Source organism: Flavobacterium sp. 9R (assembly GCF_902506345.1).
Taxonomy (GTDB): domain Bacteria; phylum Bacteroidota; class Bacteroidia; order Flavobacteriales; family Flavobacteriaceae; genus Flavobacterium.
Genome location: NZ_LR733413.1, coordinates 501488 through 528054 on the forward strand (window position 1 = coordinate 501488; position 26567 = coordinate 528054).

The window sequence follows — 26567 nt, forward strand, 5'->3', positions numbered from 1 at the left end:
AACACACCCCCAGCCCCTATAACTCCATTTGTTTATTTGCTTTAGAGTCGTTGAATCTTCGATTTCAAGAGGGGAGTAGTAACTGCAAGGATTGAGATTTGCCCTTCGACTGCGCTCAGGGTGACGTTTTTGGGATTTGGGATTTAAGAATTAGGATTTAGGATTTGGAATTTAAGAATTTGGAATTTTGCCTCCGACTGCGCTCAGGGTGACGTTTTTGAAATTTTGTAATTTGCTTTTGCTTTTGCTTTTGCCTTTTGCCTTTTGCTTTTTGCTTTTGCCTTTTGCCTTTTCCCTTTTGCTTTTTGCTTTTTGCTTTTTGTTTTTTGTTTTTTGTTTTTTGCTTTTTGAAATTGAAAATGTCATCTTGTCATATTTTTTTCCGCCATTTTTGGAGCAAACTGACAATTTATAGACTGACATCGGCTTGGCACAGTCCTTGACTTACCGACCTCGAGTTGTTAAAACGAGTATACAATAAAAATTAAATATATTAAAAATGGGTAAAATAATCGGAATTGATTTAGGTACGACCAACTCTTGTGTTTCTGTAATGGAAGGTAATGAAGCAGTTGTTATTCCTAACGCAGAGGGAAAAAGAACAACGCCATCTATCATCGCTTTTGTAGAAGGTGGAGAAATTAAAGTGGGTGATCCTGCAAAAAGACAAGCAGTAACTAATCCAACTAAGACTATTGCTTCTATCAAACGTTTTATGGGACATACTTTTGCTGAAACTCAAGAAGAGGCAAAAAGAGTTCCTTACACAGTTGTAAAAGGTGACAACAATACACCACGTGTGGATATTGACGGTCGTTTGTACACTGCTCAAGAATTGTCAGCTATGACACTTCAAAAAATGAAAAAAACTGCTGAAGACTATTTAGGTCAAACAGTAACTGAAGCAGTTATTACTGTTCCTGCTTACTTTAACGATGCACAACGTCAGGCTACAAAAGAGGCTGGTGAAATCGCTGGTTTGAAAGTTATGCGTATCATCAACGAGCCAACTGCTGCGGCTTTGGCTTACGGATTGGATAAAAAAGGAACTGACCAAAAAATTGCTGTTTACGATTTAGGTGGAGGTACTTTTGATATCTCTGTATTGGAATTAGGAGACGGAGTTTTCGAAGTATTGTCTACTAATGGTGATACTCACTTAGGTGGTGATGATTTTGACCAAGTAATCATTGACTGGTTAGCTGACGAATTCAAAGCTGAAGAAGGTATTGATTTACGTTTAGACCCAATGTCATTACAACGTATTAAAGAAGCTGCTGAGAAAGCAAAAATTGAATTGTCTTCTTCTGCAGAAACTGAAATCAACTTGCCATACGTTACAGCTACGGCTTCAGGACCAAAACACTTAGTGAAAAAATTATCTCGTTCTAAATTTGAGCAATTAGCAGATACTTTAGTAAAACGTTCTATGGCTCCAGTAGCACAAGCATTGAAAGATGCAGGTTTGTCTACTTCTGACATTGACGAAGTTATCTTAGTAGGTGGTTCTACTCGTATGCCAAAAATTGTTGAAGAAGTTGAAAAATTCTTCGGTAAAAAAGCATCTAAAGGAGTTAACCCTGATGAGGTTGTAGCTATTGGAGCTGCTATCCAAGGTGGTGTATTGTCTGGAGATGTAAAAGATGTATTGTTACTTGACGTTACTCCTTTATCTTTAGGTATCGAAACTATGGGTGGTGTAATGACTACTTTAATCGAAGCTAACACTACTATCCCAACTAAAAAATCTCAAGTTTTCTCTACTGCTGCTGATTCTCAACCATCTGTTGAAATCCACGTATTGCAAGGAGCTAGAGCAATGGCTGCGGATAACAAAACTATTGGTCGTTTCCACTTAGACGGAATTCCACCAGCACCAAGAGGTGTTCCTCAAATTGAAGTTACTTTTGACATTGATGCTAACGGTATCATCAAAGTATCGGCTACTGACAAAGGAACTGGTAAATCTCACGATATTCGTATCGAGGCTTCTTCTGGATTAACTGCTGAAGAAATCGAGAAAATGAAAAAAGATGCAGAAGCAAATGCTGACGCAGATAGAATTGCAAAAGAAAGAGCAGAGAAATTGAACGAAGCTGACAGTATGATTTTCCAAACAGAATCTCAATTGAAAGAGCTTGGTGATAAATTATCTGACGATAACAAAGTTGCTGTAGAGTACGCTTTAACTGAATTGAGAATGGCGCACCAATCTCAAGACATTCCAGCTATTCAAACTGCTTTGGATAACATCAACGCTGCTTGGAAAAAAGCAACTGAAGCGATGTACGCTCAAGGTGAACAAGGTCAAGCTGCTGCTGAGCCACAAGCTCAAGCACAAGGAGATAATGTTGAAGACGTTGAATTCGAAGAGGTTAAATAAGTATTTAGTACCTAGTACTAAGTAGTAAGATTGAAACCGAGTCAGTAATGGCTCGGTTTTTTTTTATGATTTTTTTAGGAGTTATATCTTACTTTTTAATATTTATTTAAGGATTGTTTTGTTAATTTCGATATAGTTAACACTTAAAAGCTACAGAATATGAAAAAAAACTATGCCCTAGGGGTCTTGTTCGCCACGTTCTTGTTTATTGGATGCTCTAATGATGAGGATGAAATACCAAAAAATGTTCAAAAGTCTAAAGTTGCTGCTACCATTGATGGGAAGGCTTGGGCAGGTGATGTGCAATACGCTAATCTAATAACTGTTAAGGAAAATGAGATTCAAAATCTTAATTTAATAGTTGATGATGCTAATTATAAAGTTATGATAGGTGTTCTTGAACCAATTAATCTAACTCCTTCAAGTATTCTAAAAGACTATGACTTTACGGATAGCTTTATGGGAAGTAATGGTAGGGCAGTTTTTAAACTTATCAAAAAAGTAAATAAAAAAGAGATTACTTACTTTCCAATTAAAGGGTATCTAACGTATACAGCAATAGATTTGAACAAAAAAACATTCTCAGGTACGTTTAGTTTTGAAACAAAAATTCAGGAAAGTAAAAATATTTCTAAAGATGCTCCAGAAAAAATCACTATTACGGGTACATTTTCAGAGGTTAATTTTTTGACTAAGACGATTTCAAAAAATTAATGAAATAGGAAGGTATAAAAAAAGGTCTCGTTTTTCAACGAACTGCATTGAATAAAAAATGATATGAATCGCTTATCCCGATATTTATCGAGATCTTCTGAAGAACATAAATAATGAAAACCGAGTCAGAAATGGCTCGGTTTTTTTTGTGTTTTTATTCCTTTAGTTTACCTACCATTTCTTTGGGGTTTACCCAAGTATCAAAATCATCAGAACTTACATATCCCAATCGAATAGCTTCTTCTTTTAATGTGGTTCCATTACGATGAGCTGCTTGGGCTATTTCAGCTGATTTGTAATAGCCAATTTTAGGATTCAATGCTGTAACTAACATCAAGGAATTGTTGACTAGTTCTTCGATACGTTGGTAATTGGGCTCAATACCTTTGATGCAATGCTCTTCAAATGAATAGCAAGCTTCTCCTAACAAGCGCGCTGATTGTAAACAATTGGCTGCTATCACAGGCTTAAATACATTCAATTCATACTGTCCTTGCATACCTGCTACTGAAATGGTCACATCATTACCAATTACTTGAGCACAAACCATAGTAATGGCTTCACATTGTGTGGGGTTCACTTTTCCTGGCATAATAGAAGATCCTGGCTCGTTTTCCGGAAGCAATAGTTCACCAATTCCTGATCGTGGTCCAGAACCCAACATCCGAATATCATTGGCTATCTTATTGATGGAAACGGCCAGTTGCTTTAATGCTCCGTGAGTTTCTACAATGGCGTCATGAGCTGCTAATGCTTCAAATTTATTGGGAGCTGTAACGAATGGATGTCCTGTAAATTGGGAAATGTATTGCGCCACCTTTACATCATATCCTTCTGGTGCGTTGAGTCCTGTACCTACCGCAGTTCCGCCCAACGCGATTTCTGAAAGATGGGACAAAGTGTTTTGTACTGCTTTTATTCCATAACTCAATTGAGCTACATATCCGGAGAATTCTTGACCAAGAGTTAGTGGGGTAGCATCCATTAGGTGGGTACGACCTATTTTGACAATGTCATTAAATGTTTCAACTTTAGTTTTAAGTGTGTCTCTTAACTTTTCAACACCTGGCAATGTAATTTCAGTGATTACTTTATATACCGCAATATGCATCGCTGTTGGAAATGTGTCGTTGGAGGATTGTGATTGATTGACATCGTCGTTCGCTTTGATAAACGGCTTTCCTTCACCAATTTTTAATCCTTTGAGTACTTGAGCTCGATTAGCAATAACCTCATTGATATTCATATTACTTTGTGTTCCGGAACCCGTTTGCCAAATGACAAGTGGGAATTGATCCGCTAAAGCTCCAGATAGAATTTCATCACAAACGGTTGCAATGGCCTCTCTTTTTTCAAGAGATAAAAAACCTAGTTCACAATTGGTATATGCGGCTGCCTTTTTTAAATAAGCAAATCCTTCAATGATTTCTTTGGGCATTGAAGCGGGTGGACCAATCTTGAAATTATTTCTGGAGCGTTCGGTTTGTGCACCCCAATATTTATCAGCTGGTACTTGAATGGTTCCTATGGTGTCTTTTTCTATTCTGAATTCCATAATCTTATGGTTTTAATATGAATACTACTCAAATTTAGTGAATACCACCGTTTTTGATTGGTTTAAATGGAACTGTTTTTAATTCATTGGTTTTATATTGGTTAAATACAAATATGAACATAAAAAAAGGTCTCGCTATTAACGAGACCTTTTGATATTCAACTAAAACGTTGCTTGTTATTTTGGATTCAAAGCACTGTCGATTCGAGCTACTAAATCCAATAAGTGGAATTTACTCAAACGATCCATTCTTGCTGCAGCGACTTTCATTTCGTTTTTCAATCCTACCAATTGTCCTCTAGCGATAGAAGGCAAATCGGTTTGGGCTAAATTTACAGTTCTTGAATTCATACCATAAGCCGCACCAACACTGTTAGAACGTACTACAGCATTACCTGGTTTTAGCATAGCAATAACTTTATCCACATACAATTTTTGAATGTTTCTGCGGTAAATGTCTATTTTGGCACCACCAGCTAATTCTGAGAAGATTCCTTTTTTCAAGTCGGTCATTAATTCATCTACAGAATAGTTTTCTGGACTCATAGCTGCAGTTTCCATCAAACGTACCATTCTGTCTCCAGCTAATAAGTTAGAAAGGGTTCCGTCTTGCATCGCTTTGATAGCTTCCACACCACTTTCAGGATTGATTTTGGATAATACGTTAGGATCCATTAACCATTTTGGTGTAGCAAATAATTGAGTGTTCAAGAACGTAACGGCTTCTTTTTGGATGCTTTTTGGAACTACTTCGAATTGGTTACCTGACATATCATAGGTTTTAGGTGTGTCATAAATACCACCTACGTTTTTAGTCACGTGTCCCATGTAGCGTCTGAATTGTCCAGTCAAAGCATTGTACATTTCTTCTAATTCTGAATAGCTTTCTCCTTTTTCAGCACTCCAAATGATTAAGTTTGGCAAAATACGTTTTAAGTTTTTGATTCCGTATGCAGAAGCTTTCATAGCATTGTCTCCAATATCTTCTGTTTGGTATCTTGGATCATAAGGGCTAGATTCTGTTCCAAACCACAAACGACGATTTTTGTAGGCTTCTTTGGTCATCTCATTCAAGATGGCTTTTTCTGCTTTTTCATCTTTGGCGTCAGCAAAATAAGAATACCCCCATTTGATGGCCCATTTGTCATAATCACCAATTCTTGGGAATAAGTGTTTTACGCCATCTTCTGGCTGTGCTACGTAGTTGAAACGAGCATAATCCATAATAGAAGAGGTATGACCGTTCTTTTCTTGGAAAGCAGCATCTCTAAGTTTTTCTACTGGAGTAGCATTACTTGCTCCCATGTTGTGACGTAAACCTAAAGTATGTCCCACTTCGTGAGAAGAAACAAAACGAATCAATTCGCCCATTAGGTTGTCATCAAATTGTTTTTTTCTTGCCGCTGGATCAACAGCTGCAGTTTGAATTAAATACCAGTTTCTCAACAAACTCATAATGTTGTGGTACCATCCAATATGGCTTTCTAGGATTTCCCCAGATCTTGGATCGTGTACGTTTGGACCGTAAGCATTTTGAATATCGGCAGCAAAATAACGTAATACAGAGAAACGCGCATCTTCTAAACTCATCGTTGGGTCATTCTCTGGCCAATATTCGCCACGAATAGCATTTTTCCAACCAGCGGCTTCAAAAGCTACTTGCCAGTCGTCAATTCCTTGCTTGATGAATTTTCTCCATTTGATAGGAGTAGCAGGATCGATGTAGTACACGATTGGTTTTTTCGGTTCGATCAATTCACCTCTTTTTTGTTTGGCAGCGTCATCCGCGTTTTTAGGCTCTAATTTCCAACGAACAGCAAAAGTTTCAGTATCCGATTTTTGAGATTCTTCTTCAAAAACATCGATTTGGTTAGCAAAGAAACCAACACGAGCATCAAAAGTTCTTTTACGCATAGGTACTTTTGGTAACAATAACATCGAAGTATTCAATTCAATAGTCACCACTCCTGCATCCAACGCAGCAGGTAAGTTGGTTCCAATTCTAGGTGTTGGATTCAACGATAACTGTGGTGCAGTAGTAGCGTACGTTTTTACGGTTTTGATTTCAACATTAATTGGGTAACTGCTCATTTTTTGAATAAAAGAGCGGTCTTTTTGAAACCCTTGAATATTGAGTAATTGCTTTTTGATAGGATCCAAAGAGAAAGTTTGTAAATCCGATTCAAATGTTGGAGTTACATCAATTACATAACCTGTAGTTTCTTTTCCTTCTTTTTTGAAGGCTAAAATTTCATAGTTACCAATAATTGGGTCAGCTGATGAATTTTTTACTGCTTGAGCAATAGGTTTGTCCTCATCTGGAGAAGTAATTACGTGTGTAATAGAGCGTAACAAAAGGTTGTTGTTCAATCCTTTTTCCCATTTGATAACTTGACGATTTACTTCTTCACCCCCAAAAACACCTCCACCTGCTGGAGTTTTAGAATAACGGGTGATCGTCATGATTTCTTTACCAATAAGCGTATCGTTGATTTCGAAAAGAAACTTATTGTCGGTAGTTTTGTGAATGTCGAAAAGCCCTTTTTGAGTAACGGCAGTAGAATCGACTACTTTGTTATACGGTTTAGGACCTTTTTTTTCTGGAGCTTTTTGTTCCACTTTCGGAGCTTCTTTGCCCGCATCTTTCTTTTTTTTGCTTTGTGCAAAGGTTACTTCGGTACCGCATAAAAGAAGTGCAGTACTAAGCAATAACAATTTGGTTTTTGACATATTGTTTTGATTTTTTAGAGATAATAGATTTTTGAAAATTCTACAATGAAATAGTTTTCTTGCTTCAAACCTATTAAAAAAAAACAAAAAAAGCGCAGTTTTGTAAGTTAAAATTTAAAGATTAACAAATGTTGATAGCAGTTTTAAAATAATTTAAAACCTGATTTTTCTCATAAATAGTACTGTTTTTTTATTTTATTTTTGTCAAAAATATAACTAGTGTAACCACAGTACGTTCTGTAATTTGTAAAGTCAAATGACTTGAATTCAGCTAAATATTAATTTATTTTTCGTAATATTACTAGATAAATTCAATTCATGAGAAAAATAAAATACCGCAAAGGACGAAAAGTACAGCCCAATAGTTTAGAATATACGGGTGTTCACAAAAACAAAGAGTCGGAGATGCAACTTTTTGTTTATGATGGAGTTAGCTTTTCTGAGTATATGGATTTTGAATTGAAAGAGTTGACCAAACAAGTTGATTTTGCTAAAAATAATTGGTTGAATATTCATGGCTTAAACAATCTTGAATTGATTAAGGCGATAGGTTCTCATTTTTCGATTGATACTTATGTTTTGTCAGATGTACTAAACACAAGTCGAAGAACTAAGTTGGAAGAATCTCACGATCGTTTGTTTTTTAATATTAAATCGATTTTGCCAACAGAGCATTCTGATAATATTAATGTTGAGCAAATTAGTTTTTTGTTAAAAGATGGTTTGCTTATTTCATTTCAAGAAAAGCGTTCGGATTTTTTTACTCATATTCGAGAACGCATTCGTCAGAACTCGGTTATTTTGAGGACCAAAAAAACGGATTATCTGTTGTATACCTTGCTTGATGCTGTAATGGAAAATTTTTACATCACCATCGAAAATGAAGAAGACCGTTTGGAAGAGATTATGAATTTATCTAAAACTAGCTCTGACCCAGTAATTTTACAGCGAATAGAAAAACATAGGGATAATTTCAATTTTTTAAAGCGTGCCATTATTCCGCTACGCGATTCGTTATATGATATAAAAAGTATAAAAGACGATAACACTTTTAATGTAATGCAACCCGATAGTTTTGTGTTTTTTGCTCGTTTGTACCAAAAAACATTAGAACTTTTGGAACAAATTGATTCGGATATGAGTTTATTAGAAAGTGCTTCGAATTTCTTTTTTACAACGCAATCGCACAAGATGAATGAAATTATGAAAACGCTAACTATAGTATCGGCTATTTTTATTCCGTTGACATTTATAGTTGGCGTTTATGGGATGAACTTTGATAATATGCCAGAATTGCGTTATCAAAACGGTTATTTTTATATACTATTATTGATGTTGGCCATTGGAATTGCAATGGTAGTTTACTTCAAAAAGAGGCGTTGGTTTTAGTGTTTATAGAGGATTTTAGAATAGGAAAAAATGATTAAAATTAGTTACAATGAATAAAGCAATATACATAGCCACTAGCGAACAAAACTGTGGTAAATCGATTATCAGTTTAGGATTAATGCAGTTGTTAATTGGTAAAACAGCTCGCGTTGGGTACTTTAGACCAATTATAGAGGATTTTGAGGAAGGACAGTTTGACAATCATATTGAAACTGTGATTTCTCATTTTGGATTGGATATGAAGTTTGAAGATGCTTATGCTTTTACCAAGAGCAAATTAATCAAGAAAAAGAACAAAGGAAAGATTGGTGAAGTACTGGATGTGATTATTGAAAAATTCAAACGACTGGAAGAAAAGTTTGATTTTGTTCTGGTAGAAGGAACGAGTTTTATAGGAGAAGGTACCGCTATAGAATTAGGAATTAATGTTCTTATTGCTAAAAATCTAGGTATCCCAACTATCATCATTGGTTCAGGTATTGGCAAAACACTAGAAGAATTGGTAGATAGTTTGTATTTGGCTTACGATACGTTCAAAGTAAAAGATGTTGAAGTGATTTCGGTGATTGCTAATAAAGTACAACCTGAAAATATTGAATTGGTTACGAATGATTTGAAAAAGAACCTACCAAGTTCAGTTTTAATCAATACGATTCCATTGATTTCGAGTTTGAACAATCCAACGGTTCAAGAAATTGTAAATGAGATTGGTGCCAAAGTGTTGTTTGGTCACGAATATTTGAACAACCAAACTGGAAGTTATAGTATTGGAGCGATGCAATTGCCTAATTATTTATTGCATCTAAAAGAAAATGGTTTGATCATTACGCCGGGTGACCGTGCCGATATTATTTTGGGTGCGTTACAAGCCAATGAGTCGGCTAATTATCCTTCTGTTTCTGGAATTGTTTTGACAGGAAATATTATGCCAGAGGAAAGTATTTTGAAATTGATTGAAGGGTTGTCAACAGTGGTTCCAATTCTTACTGTAGAAGGCGGAACGTATAATATTTCGAATCAAATTGGTGCGATTAAGTCTAAGATTTATGCCAACAATACACAGAAAATCGAAACCTCGATAGCTACTTTCGAAAAATATGTAGATATTGATGCTTTGGCGGAGAAGTTTACCTCTTTCGAATCAGATGGTATTACACCAAAGATGTTCCAATACAATTTGGTAAAACGTGCCAAAAAACATCGCAAACATATTGTGCTACCTGAAGGAAATGACGAGCGAATTTTAATTGCGGCTTCGCGTTTGCAACTTATGGATGTGGTTGATATTTCTATCATTGGTAACCGAAAACAAGTGGAGAGCAAAGTAGCAGAACTTGGTTTAGACTTTGATTTTGATAAAGTAGCGATAATTAATCCAACGGAATCAGAGCATTATGAGGATTATGTAAACACCTATTATGAACTTCGAAAAGCCAAAAATGTATCGTTGGCGATGGCAAGGGATTTAATGGAAGATGTGTCTTATTTTGGTACGATGATGGTGTACAAAGGACACGCTGACGGAATGGTTTCGGGAGCGGCGCATACGACGCAACATACTATTTTGCCAGCGCTTCAGTTTATCAAAACTAAGCCTAATTCGTCTGTGGTTTCTTCCGTGTTCTTTATGTGTTTAGAAGATAGAGTTTCTGTTTTTGGAGATTGCGCGATTAATCCGAATCCAACCGCAGAACAATTGGCAGAAATCGCTATTTCATCGGCGGATTCGAGTTTGGCATTTGGAATAGACCCTAAAGTAGCGATGTTGTCGTATTCTTCTGGAACTTCTGGTAAAGGTGATGAAGTGGAGAAAGTAAGAGCCGCTACCGAAATTGTAAAAGCCAAACGTCCTGATATTAAAATTGAAGGACCGATTCAGTATGACGCTGCGGTAGATATGAGTGTGGGTAAAAGTAAAATGCCAGATTCACAAGTTGCAGGACAGGCTAGTGTCTTGATTTTTCCAGATTTGAATACAGGAAATAACACCTATAAAGCGGTTCAAAGAGAAACTGGCGCCTTGGCGATTGGTCCAATGTTGCAAGGATTGAACAAACCGGTGAACGATTTGAGTAGAGGTTGTACGGTGGATGATATCATCAATACGGTGGTAATTACTGCCATACAAGCACAAGGATTGTAAATGTTTACAAAAAGGTAAGTTGTTGCCTTTTAGCCCCGGTAGGAATGAAAATCCTTTTGCCCCGATTTTTTTCGGGGAAAAAGATTATAATGGATGACGGGACTTTGACCACAAGAAAGCGTATTTTTGCCGCTTCAAAAAATGAAACAAATAGGCTTGGTTGTAAGCCAAACATAATAGTAAAATTTGCATATATGAAAATTGTAATTATAAATTCAGGAAGTTCATCGATAAAGTATCAATTGATTGAAATGCCAGAACAAAAGGTAATTTGTAGTGGAATGATTGATCGAATTGGGTTGGATACTTCTAATTTGACCTACACCACAGCGACGAATAAAATTGTGGAGTCATTACCAATTGCCAATCATAAAGTGGGTTTGCAAAAAATTGCGCAGTTGTTGATGGATGAAAAAGTTGGGGTGATTCAGTCTACTTCAGAAATTAAAGCGGTTGGGCACAGAGTGGTGCACGGAGGAAGTTCTTTTTCGAATACGGTAGTAATTACAAACGAAGTAAAAGAGGAAATCCGACAACTTTTTGAGTTGGCTCCGTTACACAATCCTGCTAATTTAGAAGGGATTATTGTGGCAGAACAAATTTTTGAATCGGCCAAACAAGTGGCGGTTTTTGATACGGCTTTCCATCAAACAATGCCAGTTGAGGCTTATAAATATCCTATTCCGAATTATTTATTGTCAGAACATAAAATTCGTGCTTACGGATTTCACGGTACCAGCCACAAGTATGTTTCCGAAAAAGCCATTCAGTATTTAACGCAAACGGCCAACCATAAAGCTGACAAAATAGTTACGATTCATTTAGGAAATGGATGTAGTATGACGGCTATAAAAGACGGAAAAAGTATAGACCACACGCTTGGTTTTGGACCTATGAACGGATTGATTATGGGAACTCGTAGCGGTGATGTGGACCCATCGATAATTTTCTATTTGGTAAAATCTTTAGGCTACTCTACTGATGAAGTGAATGCGTTATTACAAAAGCAAAGTGGAATGCTAGGTTTGACAGGCTATAGCGATTTGAGAGATATTGAAAGTAATGCCGAGGCAGGCAATAAGGAATGTCAGTTGGCACTCGCAATGAACGCCTATCGAATTAAAAAATTCATTGGTTCGTATGCCGCTGTTTTGAATGGTTTGGACGCTATTGTTTTTACAGCTGGTATTGGAGAGAATTCAGATTATATTCGTCGATTAGTATGTGCTGATATGGATTATTTTGGTCTTGAATTGGATTTAGAGAAAAACAGCATTCGCTCTAAAGAAATCAGAGAAATTAACACGCCAAGTTCTAAAACAAAAATATTGGTGGTTCCAACCAATGAGGAAGTAGAGATTGCCAATCAGGTGTATGATTTGCTGAGCTAAATTGTGTCACATTGTAACAACAAGGAAATTGGTTAGATAATCAAGAACAAATTCTACAATTCAATTATATTAAAAAAGCTTCTGAATTCAGAAGCTTTTTTGTTTAAAACCTATTAAATTTGAGGATAAAATCACTATTTTGAAAAAAGTACTTTCCCTTTTCTTATTACTGTTTGGTTTGTTTTGTCAATCGCAAGAATTACTTCCTTTCGTTGAGAATTATGATAAATCGAGTTACAAAGGAGATAACCAAGTTTGGAGTGTAGTGCAGGGCCAAGATAAAGCCATGTACTTTGCTAACAATCATTACCTATTGCGTTACAACGGAGTTGTTTGGGAAAAATATCTTTTGCCCAACAAGACGATTATTCGTTCAATTTTTTCAGATGGAGATAGGATTTATTCTGGTTCGTATAAAGAGTTTGGTTATTGGAAAAGAAGTGGAGGTAAGATGTTCTATTTTTCAATTTCAAAGGGAAAAAATATTTTTTTTGAGAATGAAAACGAAGAAATCTGGAAAATTTTTAAAGTTAAAGATGCCATTTATTTTCAATCCTTTAATCAAATTTATGTTTATGAAAAAGGTAGTGTGAAAAAAATCACTTTTCCTTATATGATTTCATATTGTTTCTTGATTGATGGCGATATATTCGTGGCTACCGTAGAAAAAGGGATTTTCAAACTAGTTCAGAATCAATTGAAGGCTATCCCAGGATGGGATGTGCTAAAAAACAGTGTTGTACATGGTATTCAGAAAAGGGGTGAGGAACTGTTTATTTTTACTCAAAAACGGGGTGTATTTATTGCCAAAAACGAGAAATTAATTCCTTGGTCGCATCCTCTGAACGAATTATTAAAAAATACGACCATAAATCTGGCTCAATTTGTTAGTAAGGATAGATTGATTATAGGTACTGGCTTGCGAGGGCTTTTTATTTATGATTTTGCTAAAAAAACCTTTCAGAACATCAATAGGAAGAATGTTTTATTGAACAATTCTGTACTAAGTATTGGTGTTGATAACGAGAATGATTTGTGGTTAGGTCTTGATAATGGTATTTCGCACGTGGAAATCAATTCTCCCGTTTCTATATTATATGATAATTCTGGAGCTTTGGGTTCTGTTTATTCTGTGGTTAAGGCCACAGCATCTAGTTATCTTATTGCATCCAATCATGGTGTTTTTGAGTTTGAACAAAACAAGCTTAGTTTGCTTCCAAATACGCAAGGACAATCTTGGAATATATCCCCTATTCAGCAAGGTTTTATGATTGGTCATAATGATGGGACATTTTTATATCAATCATCTACTGGCCTATCCAAATTAAATGGAGTGAATGGTGGATGGAATCTTGTAAAAAGTGCTGTCGATGCATCTTTTTTGCAAGCTACATATACTGGAATTTTGGTGTATCCCAATCCTAATAATTTGAAGGAAAGCAGGGTTATTCAGAAACTACTAAAACCGATTAAGTATTTAGCTCAAAATCGAAAAAATGAAATTTGGGCTGCTGATAATTATCGTGGTTTGTATTGCATTCAATATGATGATAATTTTAAGACTCAAAAAATAGAAAACATTACGCAACAGTCTAAAATACAGAATGATTTTGGTGTCAAAATTTTTGATTTCAAAAATGAATTGTTGTTTTTGATAAATAATTCTTGGTACACTTATAATTCATTGACAGGTTTACTGGAGATAAATGATTGGTTTCAGTCTAACTTTAAGAATGTTTCGGATGTTATTGCTATTGATGATAAGCAGTTTTTAATTATTAGAGATGGTATTTTGTATCATATCTTGGCAGAGGGAAATCAATTTAAATGGAATGTAATTCAGGAGAAGTATTACAAAGGAAAATTGATTAATGACAATTTAAAAGTCTATAAAACTGGAAATAATTATTTGCTCAATTTAGATGATGGTTTTATTTCGCTACAATTTGCGTTCAATGATAAAACCAATGTTATTCCTAAAATTGAGGCATTCAGCAATCAATCTATTGTTAACGATGGAGGCAAAATTGACTTTAATTCTGAGTTGAAGATAAGAGTCATATCTGGAATTTATGGGGTAAACAAGCCTCATTTGTTTTATAAAATCGATGAAGTGAATGATTTTGTTTCGTTAAAAGACGGAGCCATTGTCTTAAACAACTTAAATAGTGGGTCACATACTGTTACCATTTACAATCATAATGGAGTTGGTTTTGGTGAGTTGTCGAGTTTTTCTTTTGTGGTAAAACAACCTTGGTATTTTTCATTTTGGATGATTTTGCTGTATTTGTTGGTTATTGGAATCATATTTTTCGTTTATTATAAATGGAATAAGTTACGCTACATTCAAAAATTGAAATTACAAGAAGAGGCATTGAAACATCAAAATGAAATCCTTGAGATGGAACTTAAAGCCCAAAATGAGTTACAGTTTCAGGAGTATGAAAAGCATATTTTAGAATTAGAGCTTCAAACCAAATCCTCTGAAGTTGCTGGTAAATCCTTATCCATTGCCAAACAAACCGAAATGATGGAAAGTATTCAGAATATTTTAGATTCTGAATCGGATTTGAGTAAACTGAAGAATGAAATCAAGAAAGTAATCAAAATTAATTCAGTCAATAAGCATGAATGGGAAGCATTCGAAACCAACTTGAATCAAATACACAAAGAGTTTATTTCGAACTTGAGTAAACGATATCCAAATTTGACTCCAAAGGATATCAAACTCTGTATTTATTTGAAAATGAACCTTTCTTCTAAGGAAATTGCACCTATGTTGAATATTTCTTTTAGAGGAGTAGAGCTTCATAGATACCGATTGCGAAAAAAACTGCAACTATCACAAGAAGAAAATCTAACCAAATTTTTATTAACTATATAAAAAAAACAAGTATTATTTATCAAATTCTTATTGATTGTAAAGCTTTATTGAATCGCCATACTACATCATTACTACATCATATTGCGTTTCTAATGTTGATTTTATTTTTATTAAAGTGTTGTATTTGTGTGTATTAAGTGTTTTTTTGTTTTGTATGATGTAGTTGTGTAGTACTCTAACAACTCAACTACAACGTTGTAATTGACTAATTTTGGTTGACAACTTTAACCAATTACAATCTTATGAGAAATTTTATTTTTAGTTTATTAACATTCCTTTTGCTGCCAGCATACCTGCATGCGCAGTCTATAAAAGGTCAAATACAAGATAGTAAAGGTGTAGGGATTCCAGGAGCAATTGTTGTAGCTTCGACTTCTAATACATCTACTGATGCTGATTTTGATGGAAATTTTGCGATTAAAGCCAAAGAAGGCGAATCATTAAAGATTTCTATGTTAGGTTTTAACTCGATAACTGTAAAGGCTTCTTCGGGTTTTATGAAAATTACTTTGTACGAGTCTGATGATACCGTTTTGAAAGATGTTATCGTCATAGGTTACGGTACCCGTAAAAAGATAGATAACACAACAGCTATTTCTTCCATTAAATCCGAAGAAATAACTAAGACGAAAGTACTTAATGCTTCACAAGCAATTCAGGGAAAAGCGGCGGGCGTTCAGGTGATTTCATCAGATTTACCAGGAAGCTCTCCTTCTGTTGTAATTAGAGGGCTTGGAACTGCACTTGGAGGAAGAACTCCTTTGTATGTAGTGGATGGTATGCCAACCGAAAACATTAATAATATCAATACCAATGATATTACTTCGTATGAAATTTTAAAAGATGCCTCTTCACTTGCTATTTACGGAACCAGAGCAGCAAATGGTGTAATTATTATAACCACCAAAAAAGGGAAAGGGGATCAGGTAACTGTAGAACTTGAAAATTTCACCGGATTTAGAACTACACTCAAGAAGGTAAAAATGGCGGGTAGTAATAAATATGCTCATTATTCAAATGTGGCATTACAGTCTACTACCTTTTCGCAGGATCAACCAGTAAACACAGATTGGTTTGATGCCATAACTAGAACAGGAACTTACTCTCAAAATAACGTTTCGATATTAGGTTCATCAGAAACGGTGAAATACTTTTTTAGTGCAGGAAACTATAGTGAAAAAGGAATTTTGAATGGATTGGACTACAGCCGAACTACTTTTAGAAACAATAATGAATACAAGATTTCTAAGAAATTAACGGTAAATCAAAACTTTAGTTTTACATCAGCAAATGCCTCTCCTAAACCATTGAGTGCTTTTACTAATGCTTATAAACAATCACCAATTGTCCCTGTTCGTTTTGCTAATGGACAATACGGTGTGTCTTTTGTTGGTGCTGATGGTTTTGCTGCTCCATCTGGGTCTTCTTTTAACAATGTTGGGAATCCTGTGGCACAATTGGACTTTTTTAACGAAGAACAACGTAGCGTAACTTTACAAGGAGGTTTAAAATTAGATTATGAAATAATCAAACCTTTAAAGTTTACTTCACAGTTTAATGGGGAATATTATACTTGGAAACAGTATAATTATGAAGACACTAAAAACATTTGGCTAGCAGCTGATCCTACTAGAATTGCATCTGCTTATCCAGCTACTTCAAACATTAATTTATTGACAAAAGGAAGGGAGCAATATTTTAATTGGAATTTAATGAACTATTTTACTTTCAGTAAAGTGTTTAGTGATATTCATGATTTAGAAGTTACGGCTGGTATGGAGGCTTCTGTTAAAGGGTCTCGTGAAAAATTGACTGTTGTTCGAAAAAACGTAAATCAAGATGAAAATTATTGGGCACTTAATGGTGTTGAAAATGCTGCAAACGTTATTAGTTATAGAGATGAGATGTTCAATCAAACTCGTTTAGCTTCTTATTTTGGTCGTTTTCAATATAAATTAATGGATAAATATTTGTTTACTGGAACGATAAGACGTGATGGCTCTTCTAATTTTGGTAAAGATTATCGTTGGGGAACATTTCCAGCATTTGGTTTAGGCTGGGTTGTAACTAAGGAAAATTTTATGGCCGATGTTAAAGCGATTAACGTATTGAAAATCAGAGGTGGTTGGGGTAAATTAGGAAACCAAAATGTGCCATTAAACAACCAAGCGTACTCCTCAGGATTGAATACGTATTTAGGAGGTTCAATTTTGAATGAAGGAACAACTATTAATTCACAAATTGACCCAAGTTTATCATGGGAAATCACTCAAGAGGCATCTGCAGGTATTGACATAGAAATGTTGGATAACCGCTTGAAGGGAACTTTTGACGTGTATGATAAGAATACTACCAATGTAATTTTGAATGCAAAACCTTATGCAACTTCAGGAATTAGTGTTGCTTCACCAGCACATGTAGGTGAAGTATCAAACAAGGGGTATGAAGTTTCTTTGAGATGGGATGATAAAATATCTGATGATATGACCTATTGGATTGGAGGGAATTTTTCTCAAAACACCAATAAACTAAAAGGGTTAAAAGATGTTACACTATCTCAAATCGTAGGTGGAAATTTAGGTAACGGACAAAATACAAAGTTGTTAGACAATACCTCTGTTGGACAACCTTTAGGAAGTTTCTTTATGTATGAATATGCAGGATTTGATCCTACAAATGGAAAAATGTTATACTATACTGCTGCAGGAAACCAAGTTACTCAAGATGCTTTAGCAGAAACGGACAAGAAATATGTAGGTTCTATTTTGCCAAAATCAAATTTTGGTGTCTCATTGGGTATAACTTACCAAAACTGGGACTTCTCCGTAGATGGTTATGGTACAGCTGGTGCTAAAGTATACAATGGTAAAAAAGCGCAACGTTTTTCTGGAGAGAATATAGAAGAGTCCTTGGCTACTAATTTCTGGACTGTAAATAACACATCTGCCAGTACAATGGCTCCTTTCAATCAAGTGCCAGTAGCCTCTACTTATTATCTTGAGTCCGGTGATTTTTTTAGAATTAACAACATTACTTTGGGATACAAACTACCAATTCAAAGTAAATTAATTAGTGCTTGCAGATTGTATGTAAACATGATTAACCCCTTCATTTTTCAAAAATTCTCTGGCTTTTCTCCTGAGCTAAACGGAAATGGTGATCCTTATGGAACACAAGGTGTAGAATTGGATGCATATCCAACGTTGAGATCTTTCGTTATTGGAGCTAATTTAAAATTTTAATAGTATGAAAAAGATATATATATCCCTATTCGCCTTATCGGTAGTTTTTTTTACTGGTTGTGCTGATGATTTTTTAGATGTAGATCAAACAGAATCTATCTCTACTAAAGACATTGAATTGTTTAATAATGATGCAGGAGCTTCCTCATTTGTAACATCTATTTATAGTAAATTCTTAGATTGGGACATGACTTCTTTCGGTTGGATTGGTTTGTCTAGTATCACTTCTGATGATGCTGACAAAGGATCTTCACCAGGGGATACAGGAACCGATAAAGATATTTTGGATGCGTTGACTTACAACCCAACAACTCCTTCTGTTGAGAGTGTTTTTAATGCCAATTATGACGGTATAAATAGATGTAATCAAGCTCTAAATATTCTTCCTAAGTTGACAAAAGCAGACGCTAATTTGCGTAATCGATTGATGGGTGAGGCGAAGTTTTTGAGAGCCTTCATGTATTTTACCTTAGTAAAATGTTATGGAGGAGTTCCAATAGTAGATCGTCTGCCTAATCCTTCTTCTACAGAGGATAGAGAAATGTTGTTAACACGCAAAACTGCGTCTGAAGTTTATGCTTTCATAGAAACTGATTTGATTGATGCGATTGCAGCTTTACCAGAGAAGTCTGCTTATGCAGCCAATGAAAAAGCAAGGGCTTCCAAAGGAGCTGCCTATGCATTATTAGCCAAAGTAAATCTGTACCAGAAAAATTGGCAAAAAGTTGTAGACAATTGTAATGCAGTTACTGGTTATTCATTGGCTCCTGATTATGCAACGATGTTTCGCCTAGCAGGTGAGAATGATGCTGAATCTATTTTCGAAATCCAAGGAGTTGGTTCAATTCCAGCCAGAGGTATTCAGGGTTATTCAAACACTCAAGGCGCCCGTGGTGCTGGAGGTTGGGGTTGGGGATTCAATACACCTTCGCAAAGTTTGGTAGATGCCTATGAGGCAGGTGATGTTAGAAAAAATGCGACTATTATCTTCAGAGGAACTACTTTGTATGACGGAAGAATAATTCCAAACACAGTAGAAAACCCACGATACAACTACAAAGCTTATTCTTCGAATTTTACAGATGCTTGGGAAACAGATGCTAACATCAAGTACTTGCGTTTTGCTGAAGTGCTGTTGATGAAAGCTGAAGCGTTGAACGAATTAGGACAAACCAGTGCAGCGATTCCGTTGTTGAATCAGATAAGAAACAGAGCTGGATTGGCGAATACTACGGCGCTTTCTCAAGCCGATGTAAGACGTGCCATTTGGAAAGAAAGAAGAGTAGAAATGGCTTTTGAACACGATAGATTTTTTGATGTGGTTCGCACAGGACAAGCTGTTGCAGCTTTTGCCGCTGATGGAAAAACTTTCGTAGCAGGAAAACACGAATTGTTTCCTATTCCGCAATCTTTCATCAGACAAGCCGCTGGATTATCTAGTCAAAATCCAAATTATTAATCATTAATCGTATCAAAATGAAAATAAATAAATCGATATTCTTAGGTGCTATGGCGGCTGTAATTCCTTTTTTTACTGCTTGTGAAGATAGTATTGACAAAGTAAATAATCCCATACCATACGAATCTATTGGTGGATATGAAAGTTCAGATGATGTTGCAGCCTCACATTTGGTTTCCAAACTTAGTTTTGATGGAGATATTACTGATGCTAAAAATGGTATTACAAATGGGGTAGGAACTAATGTAACTTATGAAGAAGGGATTAAAGGACAAGCTTATAAAGGTTCTCCAACATCTTTTATTGCTTATGGTTCTGTTGCTAATCCAATTATAGGTCTTAAGAATATTTCTGTTGCTATGTGGATTAAGACAGAGCCACATACAGGAGGGGCACAATCTTTATTTATGCTTCCGAAGAAAACAGATTTTTGGGGTAATATTTTTACTTTAATTGAAGGTACTGGCCCAGCAACGACGATGCTGGTTAAAAACCATATTCAAAAAGATGTAACTCCAAGTATTCCTTGGTCAGGTCAGTTTATAGAGCACGGAGGAAGTAATGTTTTGAAGAATATGTTTGGAACATGGAAACATATTGTATGGACCTATAACGCAACAAATTCTACCTACAGTATGTTTATTGATGGTCAAAAATTAGATTTACCTGCTTCAATTGCAAAACGCTATGCAAGTGATCCAGCAACAGGTGGGGTTGGTTTTGGTGAATTAGCTAATTCTGAAGTTTCTAAATTTATCATTGGAGGATATCAACAACATTTAGGAGCTCCTTGGAGTGCTCCTGATGGATGGATGCTACATTACACAGGGTTAATGGATGAATTTAGAATCTATGATATTGCATTAGAAGACAACGAAGTTACAGCGCTCTACAAGTTAGAAAAAGATAAAAGATAAGTGATGCTTTTCAATACACCTAGAGAATTAAAACCTAGGTGTTTTTACTAATGTTTAATTCTAATAAAAATGAAAAAATCGCTATATCTATTGTTTTTTTTATCAATGTTCACGTCTTGTACATCATCTCCGCAGGAGCCTAAAAGTTCAGGAACTCCCTTGCCAACAATTCCAGTGAAAGTGTTGTCAGATAATGAACTTCTTGACTTGGTACAAAAAGACGCTATTAAGTATTTTTGGGACTATGCCGATCCGATTTCTAAATTAGCTCGCGAGCGATACCACACCGAAGATCCAAATTTTGAATCGAATATAATTACTACAGGTGGTTCAGGTTTTGGGTTAATGACACTAATTGTTGGTATCGAAAGAGGTTTTGTTCCTAGGGCAGAAGCTTTAGCAAGACTTAGTACAGCTTTGCAGTTTCTAGAAAAAGCCGATCGTTTTCACGGTGCTTGGCCGCATTGGATGGATAACCAAACAGGAAAAGTAATCCCTTTTGGAACTAAAGATAATGGCGGTGATTTGGTCGAAACTTCTTTCGTCTGTCAGGCTTTAATCACTTTGCGAGAATACTTTAAAAATGGAAATGCTACCGAAAAAGCATTAGCCCAAAAAGCTGATGAGTTATGGAAAGGGGTAGAATGGGATTGGTACACAAAAGGGGAAAAAGCTTTGTATTGGCATTGGTCGCCTAATTATACTTGGGAAATGAACTTTAAACTCGAGGGATATAACGAATGCTTGATTACCTATATTATGGGTGCCGCATCTCCGACTCATACCATTCCTGCCGATGCTTACCATATAGGATGGGCAAGAAATGGGGGAATCATAAACGGAAGTTCTCAATATGGACTACCCGTCGTGTTGAGTTATAATGGAGCTGTTGGAAATGTAGGTCCTATGTTTTGGTCACATTATTCTTTTTTGGGATTGGATCCCAATAATTTAACAGATAACTATGCGAATTATGGTACACTAACGCAGAATCACGCCAAAATTATGGTCAAGTACAGTCAGGCTAATCCAAAACAGTTTAAAGATTACTCTGATAAATGTTGGGGACTTACCGCCAGTTATACTCGTAATCCTGATGGCACAACAGGTTATACTGCACACCAACCCAATAATGACAATGGTGTAATTACGCCAACAGCAGCCTTATCTTCATTCCCTTTTGCCCCAATCGAAGCGATGAAATTTTTGCGCTATGTTTATGATGAGAATAAGACAAAATATGTTGGTATAGCAGGACCTTATGATGCATTTTCACCACATTACAATTGGGTAACTCCGCGTTATCTAGCCATTGACCAAGGGACTATTGTACCTATGATTGAAAATTATCGCTCAGGATTATTATGGAAGCTATTTATGAATGCTCCCGAAGTGAAAGCAGGTTTGTTAAAATTAGGATTTCATTCGTCGAAGTATGGAATCTAAAATAGAAATAATCCTTATTACAATTTTATTGATAATGAAACTATTAGATTTTTTATTGGTGTAAAAGATTCATTTGTCAAGAAATAAAGCCTTTTACTTTTCTTAAAAGGTCAATGAAAAAAATAAAAATAAAAATATGAATACCACTAAATTACTACTATTGCTGTTAAGTATTTCCTTTATTGGCTACAGCCAAAAAAGAGGAAATAAAAATGATTCCAAAATCAAACCCCGAGCAGAGTTTGTGGCTGATTTATTGTCTAAAATGACTTTAGATGAAAAATTAGGACAATTGAATTTGCCTACATCTGGAGATATTACTACAGGTGCAGCCAGCAGCTCTGACGTTGCAAAAAAAATTGAGGAGGGTAAAGTAGGAGGCTTATTCAATATCAAGTCGGTACAAAAAATTAAAGAAGTTCAAAGAATTGCCGTTGAAAAAAGTCGCCTTAAAATCCCTTTGATTTTCGGGATGGATGTCATTCACGGATACGAAACAACATTTCCAATTCCATTAGGATTGTCTTGTACTTGGGATATGAATTTAATAGAGCGTAGTGCTCAAATAGCTGCTCAAGAAGCAAGTGCTGACGGAATTAACTGGACATTTTCACCTATGGTTGATATTTCAAGAGATCCAAGATGGGGAAGAATTTCAGAAGGTTCAGGCGAAGATCCCTATTTAGGTTCCCAAATTGCTCAAGCTATGGTTAGGGGATATCAAGGAAATGATTTGTCTAAGAACAATACCATTTTGTCTTGTGTTAAACACTTTGCACTTTATGGAGCGCCAGAAGCTGGTCGTGATTACAATACCGTAGATATGAGCAAAATCCGTATGTATAATGATTATTTTCCTCCTTATAAAGCTGCTGTAGATGCTGGCGTTGGCTCCGTTATGGCTTCGTTTAATGAGGTAGATGGTGTTCCTGCAACAGGAAACAAGTGGTTAATGACGGACGTGTTAAGAAAACAATGGGCTTTTAAAGGTTTTGTAGTAACTGATTTTACTGGAATTAATGAAATGGTAGATCACGGAATGGGGGATTTACAAACTGTATCAGCTTTAGCTCTGAATGCTGGTGTTGAAATGGATATGGTAGGCGAAGGTTTTTTGACCACATTAAAAAAATCAATCGACGAAAAAAAGGTTTCGATTGCTCAAATCGACAATGCTGTAAGGTTAATTCTGGAGGCGAAATACGATTTGGGTTTGTTTCATGATCCCTACAGATATTGTGATATAAAACGTTCCAAAACGGATATATATACTACTTCAAATAGAAATGAAGCTAGAAATACAGCTGCTCAATCTTTAGTCTTATTAAAAAATCAGAATCAAGTATTGCCTCTTAAAAAATCCGGAACTATTGCACTTATAGGACCTCTAGCGGATGCGAAAGAAAATATGTCGGGAACTTGGAGTGTAGCTACAAAGCTTGAAAATTCTATTTCTTTATTGTCTGGAGTAAAAACGGTTGCCGGAAACTCCGCCACTATTTTATATGCCAAAGGGAGTAATTTAGATTATGATGCTGCTTTTGAAGAACGTGCGACTATGTTCGGAAAAACATTGCACAGAGATCATCGCTCGGATCAAGAATTACTAGCCGAAGCACTTAAAATAGCTAACCAAGCTGACGTCATTGTTGCTGCTTTAGGCGAATCAGCAGAGTTAAGCGGAGAATCCAGTAGTCGTACCAATCTCGAAATTCCAAAAGCCCAAAAAGATTTGCTTAATGAACTAGTAAAAACAGGAAAGCCTGTTGTTTTAGTACTTTTTGATGGAAGACCTTTAGTTCTTGTGGAAGAGAATCAAAAAGTTCCTGCTATTTTGAATGCTTGGTTTGCAGGAAGTGAGGCAGGATTAGCTATTGCCGATGTATTGTTTGGTGATGAAAATCCATCAGGGAAGTTAACAACTACTTTTCCAAGAAGTGTGGGGCAAATACCTATTTACTATAGTACCAAGAATACAGGAAGGCCCTTAGGAAATAAAGAAGGTAAGTTCGAAAAATTCAAATCAAACTATATTGATGAGCGAAATGAGCCTCTTTTTCCATTCGGATATGGGCTAAGTTATACTAATTTTAGTTACTCAAATCTGATGATTTCTTCTCCTAAAATGACAAAAAATGAAACAATAAAAGTTTCTGTTGAGGTAACAAATACAGGTAATTTTGACGGTAAAGAGGTAGTGCAGCTTTATATTAGGGATATAGTAGGAAGTGTTACTCGTCCCTTAAAAGAACTAAAGGATTTCAAAAAAATAGCGTTGAAAAAAGGAGAGAAACAAACCCTTACTTTTGAAATTACTGTTGATAAATTAAAGTTCTATAATTCAGATTTGAACTTTGTTGCTGAACCTGGTCTATTTGAGGTTTTTATTGGCAAGGATTCAACTACCAATAATAAAATAAGTTTTGAGTTAATTAATTAAGTTTTGTTAGTTTTTTTTACCCTTCGATGATTGCTTTCGGAGGGTATTTTTTTATCCAATAAACAATGAATTCTAAAATGAAATATTATCTAATGAAAAGATTTGGGCTAATTTTAGCGGGATTATCTTTTTGTTTTTTTGCACAAGGACAAGTAAAACAACAACAAACCTATTGTAATCCTATAAACATTGATTATGGTTATTGTCCCATTCCAAATTTTGTTACCCAAGGAAAGCATAGAGCCACAGCAGATCCTGTGATTACTTTTTTTCAAGGGAAATACTATTTGTTTTCTACCAATCAATGGGGGTATTGGCATAGTACAGATATGCTCAATTGGCAATTTATTTCTAAAAAGTTTTTGCGACCAGAACATAAAGTTTATGATGAACTTTGTGCTCCATCACTTTCTTTTGTCAATGATAGCTTGTTGGTTGTGGGCTCAACACACGGTAAAGAATTTCCAATCTGGATGAGTAAAAATCCAAGTAAAAATGAGTGGAAAGAACTGGTTCATAAGTCTGAAGCTGCTGCTTGGGATCCTCAGATTTTTTGGGACAAAGAAAAAGATGAATTGTATGAATATTATGGGTCAAGTAATTTGTATCCAATTTATGGAGTAAAGTTAAATCGTAAAACATTCCAGCCCGAAGGAGAAGTAGTGCCCTTAATTGCATTGAATGATGAGGAACATGGTTGGGAAAGATTTGGTGAAAACAATGATAATACATTTATGCAACCTTTTATGGAAGGTGCTTTTATGACTAAACACAAGAACACATATTATTTACAATATGGTGGGCCAGGTACTGAATTTAGTGGATATGGAGATGGTGTGTATACAAGCAAGAATCCTTTAGGTCCGTTTGTGTATCAATCGCATAATCCATTTTCATATAAACCTGGAGGTTTTGCAAGAGGTGCAGGTCATGGTGCAACTTTTCAAGATGCAAATAGTACTTTTTGGCATGTATCTACAATTGTAATTGGAACAAAGAATAATTTTGAAAGACGATTGGGTATTTGGCCAGCTGGTATAGATGAAGAAGGAGTTTTATACTCCAATACAGCTTATGGCGATTACCCAACTTTTCTTCCTTCACAAAATAAAGACCACCTTAAGGGTAGTTTTTCAGGTTGGATGCTTTTGAACTATAATAAACCAGTGAGTGTTTCCTCTACATTAGGTGGTTTTCAACCCAATTATGCAGTCAATGAAGATATAAAGACGTATTGGTCTGCAAAAACAGGAAACAAAGGGGAATGGTTGATTTCTGATTTAGGGGAAAGCAGTACTATTCGTGCAATTCAAATAAATTATGCAGACCAAGACGTGACACTGATGGGGAAACCAGAGACCACTGTTGGGCATAAATATCTTATTACTGTATCTGACAATCTAAAAGAATGGAAAGTGATTGTTGATAAGAGTAAAAACTGCAAAGATGTTCCTCACGATTATGTCGAATTAGAGAAACCTGTTATTGGACGATATTTGAAGATAGAGAATATCCAAATGCCAACAGGTAAATTTGCTTTAAGTGGCTTTAGGGTTTTTGGCAAAGGTAATGGTGAAGCTCCAGCTCCTGTTAAAAACTTTGTTCCTTTGCGAGTAGCTCCAAAAACAAAAGGGGAACGTCGTAATGTCTGGTTTAAATGGGAACAAGAACCATTAGCAGATGGTTATGTTATTTATTTTGGAAAATCACCAAACCAGCTTTATGGTTCCGTAATGGTTTATGGTAAAAATGAATATTATTTGAATGCGTTGGATCAATCCGATGCCTATTATTTTCAAATAGAAGCTTTTAATAGCAACGGAATTAGTCCAAGAACGCCTGTAATCAGAGTAGAATAGCAAGAATTGATTTTG

General features: G+C 35.6%; 14 protein-coding genes. 12 read left to right on the forward strand and 2 right to left on the reverse strand.

Going from position 1 to position 26567, the window contains the following annotated elements; translation table 11 throughout:
- The first annotated feature begins 499 nt into the window (after positions 1 to 499).
- Together dnaK and FLAVO9AF_RS02270 are read left to right on the forward strand one after the other, a co-directional pair.
- Positions 500 to 2383, forward strand: coding sequence for a molecular chaperone DnaK (gene dnaK / locus FLAVO9AF_RS02265; RefSeq protein ID WP_159683619.1), 1884 nt, complete (start codon positions 500 to 502; stop codon positions 2381 to 2383).
- Positions 2384 to 2542: 159 nt separating this feature from the next.
- A complete protein-coding gene (locus tag FLAVO9AF_RS02270; protein ID WP_159683624.1) occupies positions 2543 to 3097 on the forward strand; it encodes a hypothetical protein in 555 nt (184 codons plus the stop codon).
- A gap of 154 nt (positions 3098 to 3251) precedes the next feature.
- On the opposite strand, the gene fumC is transcribed toward FLAVO9AF_RS02270, so the two are convergent.
- Both fumC and FLAVO9AF_RS02280 read right to left on the reverse strand, forming a co-directional pair.
- Positions 3252 to 4652: a class II fumarate hydratase gene (gene fumC / locus FLAVO9AF_RS02275; protein WP_159683627.1), complete on the reverse strand. Its 1401-nt coding sequence runs from the start codon at positions 4650 to 4652 to the stop codon at positions 3252 to 3254.
- Positions 4653 to 4829: 177 nt separating this feature from the next.
- Positions 4830 to 7382, reverse strand: a complete 2553-nt coding sequence (locus tag FLAVO9AF_RS02280; protein WP_159683630.1) for a zinc-dependent metalloprotease — start codon at positions 7380 to 7382, stop codon at positions 4830 to 4832.
- A 318-nt stretch (positions 7383 to 7700) separates the two neighbouring features.
- Here FLAVO9AF_RS02280 and corA point away from each other — a divergent pair, with 318 nt between their 5' ends.
- The 10 genes from corA (at position 7701) to FLAVO9AF_RS02330 (ending at position 26552) form a co-directional block, all read left to right on the forward strand.
- The gene (gene corA, locus FLAVO9AF_RS02285; protein WP_159683634.1) at positions 7701 to 8771 is read left to right on the forward strand and encodes a magnesium/cobalt transporter CorA; all 1071 of its coding nucleotides are present in this window, start codon (positions 7701 to 7703) and stop codon (positions 8769 to 8771) included.
- A 49-nt stretch (positions 8772 to 8820) separates the two neighbouring features.
- A complete protein-coding gene (gene pta, locus FLAVO9AF_RS02290; RefSeq protein WP_159683639.1) occupies positions 8821 to 10914 on the forward strand; it encodes a phosphate acetyltransferase in 2094 nt (697 codons plus the stop codon).
- Between the two features lie 194 nt (positions 10915 to 11108).
- Entirely contained in the window at positions 11109 to 12305 is a 1197-nt protein-coding gene (locus tag FLAVO9AF_RS02295; RefSeq protein WP_159683642.1) for an acetate/propionate family kinase, read from the forward strand.
- 139 nt (positions 12306 to 12444) lie between these two features.
- A complete protein-coding gene (locus FLAVO9AF_RS02300; RefSeq protein WP_236552263.1) occupies positions 12445 to 15189 on the forward strand; it encodes a histidine kinase in 2745 nt (914 codons plus the stop codon).
- Between the two features lie 242 nt (positions 15190 to 15431).
- Positions 15432 to 18431 carry a SusC/RagA family TonB-linked outer membrane protein gene (locus tag FLAVO9AF_RS02305; RefSeq protein WP_159683645.1) on the forward strand — a complete coding sequence of 1000 codons (3000 nt, stop codon included), beginning with the start codon at positions 15432 to 15434 and terminating at the stop codon, positions 18429 to 18431.
- Between the two features lie 4 nt (positions 18432 to 18435).
- On the forward strand, positions 18436 to 19890 hold the full coding sequence (locus FLAVO9AF_RS02310; RefSeq protein WP_159683648.1) for a RagB/SusD family nutrient uptake outer membrane protein: 1455 nt from the start codon (positions 18436 to 18438) through the stop codon (positions 19888 to 19890).
- Between the two features lie 17 nt (positions 19891 to 19907).
- Positions 19908 to 20807, forward strand: a complete 900-nt coding sequence (locus FLAVO9AF_RS02315; RefSeq protein ID WP_159683651.1) for a LamG-like jellyroll fold domain-containing protein — start codon at positions 19908 to 19910, stop codon at positions 20805 to 20807.
- 69 nt (positions 20808 to 20876) lie between these two features.
- On the forward strand, positions 20877 to 22253 hold the full coding sequence (locus tag FLAVO9AF_RS02320) for a glucoamylase family protein (RefSeq protein ID WP_159683654.1): 1377 nt from the start codon (positions 20877 to 20879) through the stop codon (positions 22251 to 22253).
- A gap of 136 nt (positions 22254 to 22389) precedes the next feature.
- The gene (gene bglX / locus FLAVO9AF_RS02325; protein WP_159683657.1) at positions 22390 to 24693 is read left to right on the forward strand and encodes a beta-glucosidase BglX; all 2304 of its coding nucleotides are present in this window, start codon (positions 22390 to 22392) and stop codon (positions 24691 to 24693) included.
- Between the two features lie 77 nt (positions 24694 to 24770).
- On the forward strand, positions 24771 to 26552 hold the full coding sequence (locus tag FLAVO9AF_RS02330) for a discoidin domain-containing protein (protein ID WP_236552264.1): 1782 nt from the start codon (positions 24771 to 24773) through the stop codon (positions 26550 to 26552).
- Positions 26553 to 26567: the final 15 nt, after the last annotated feature.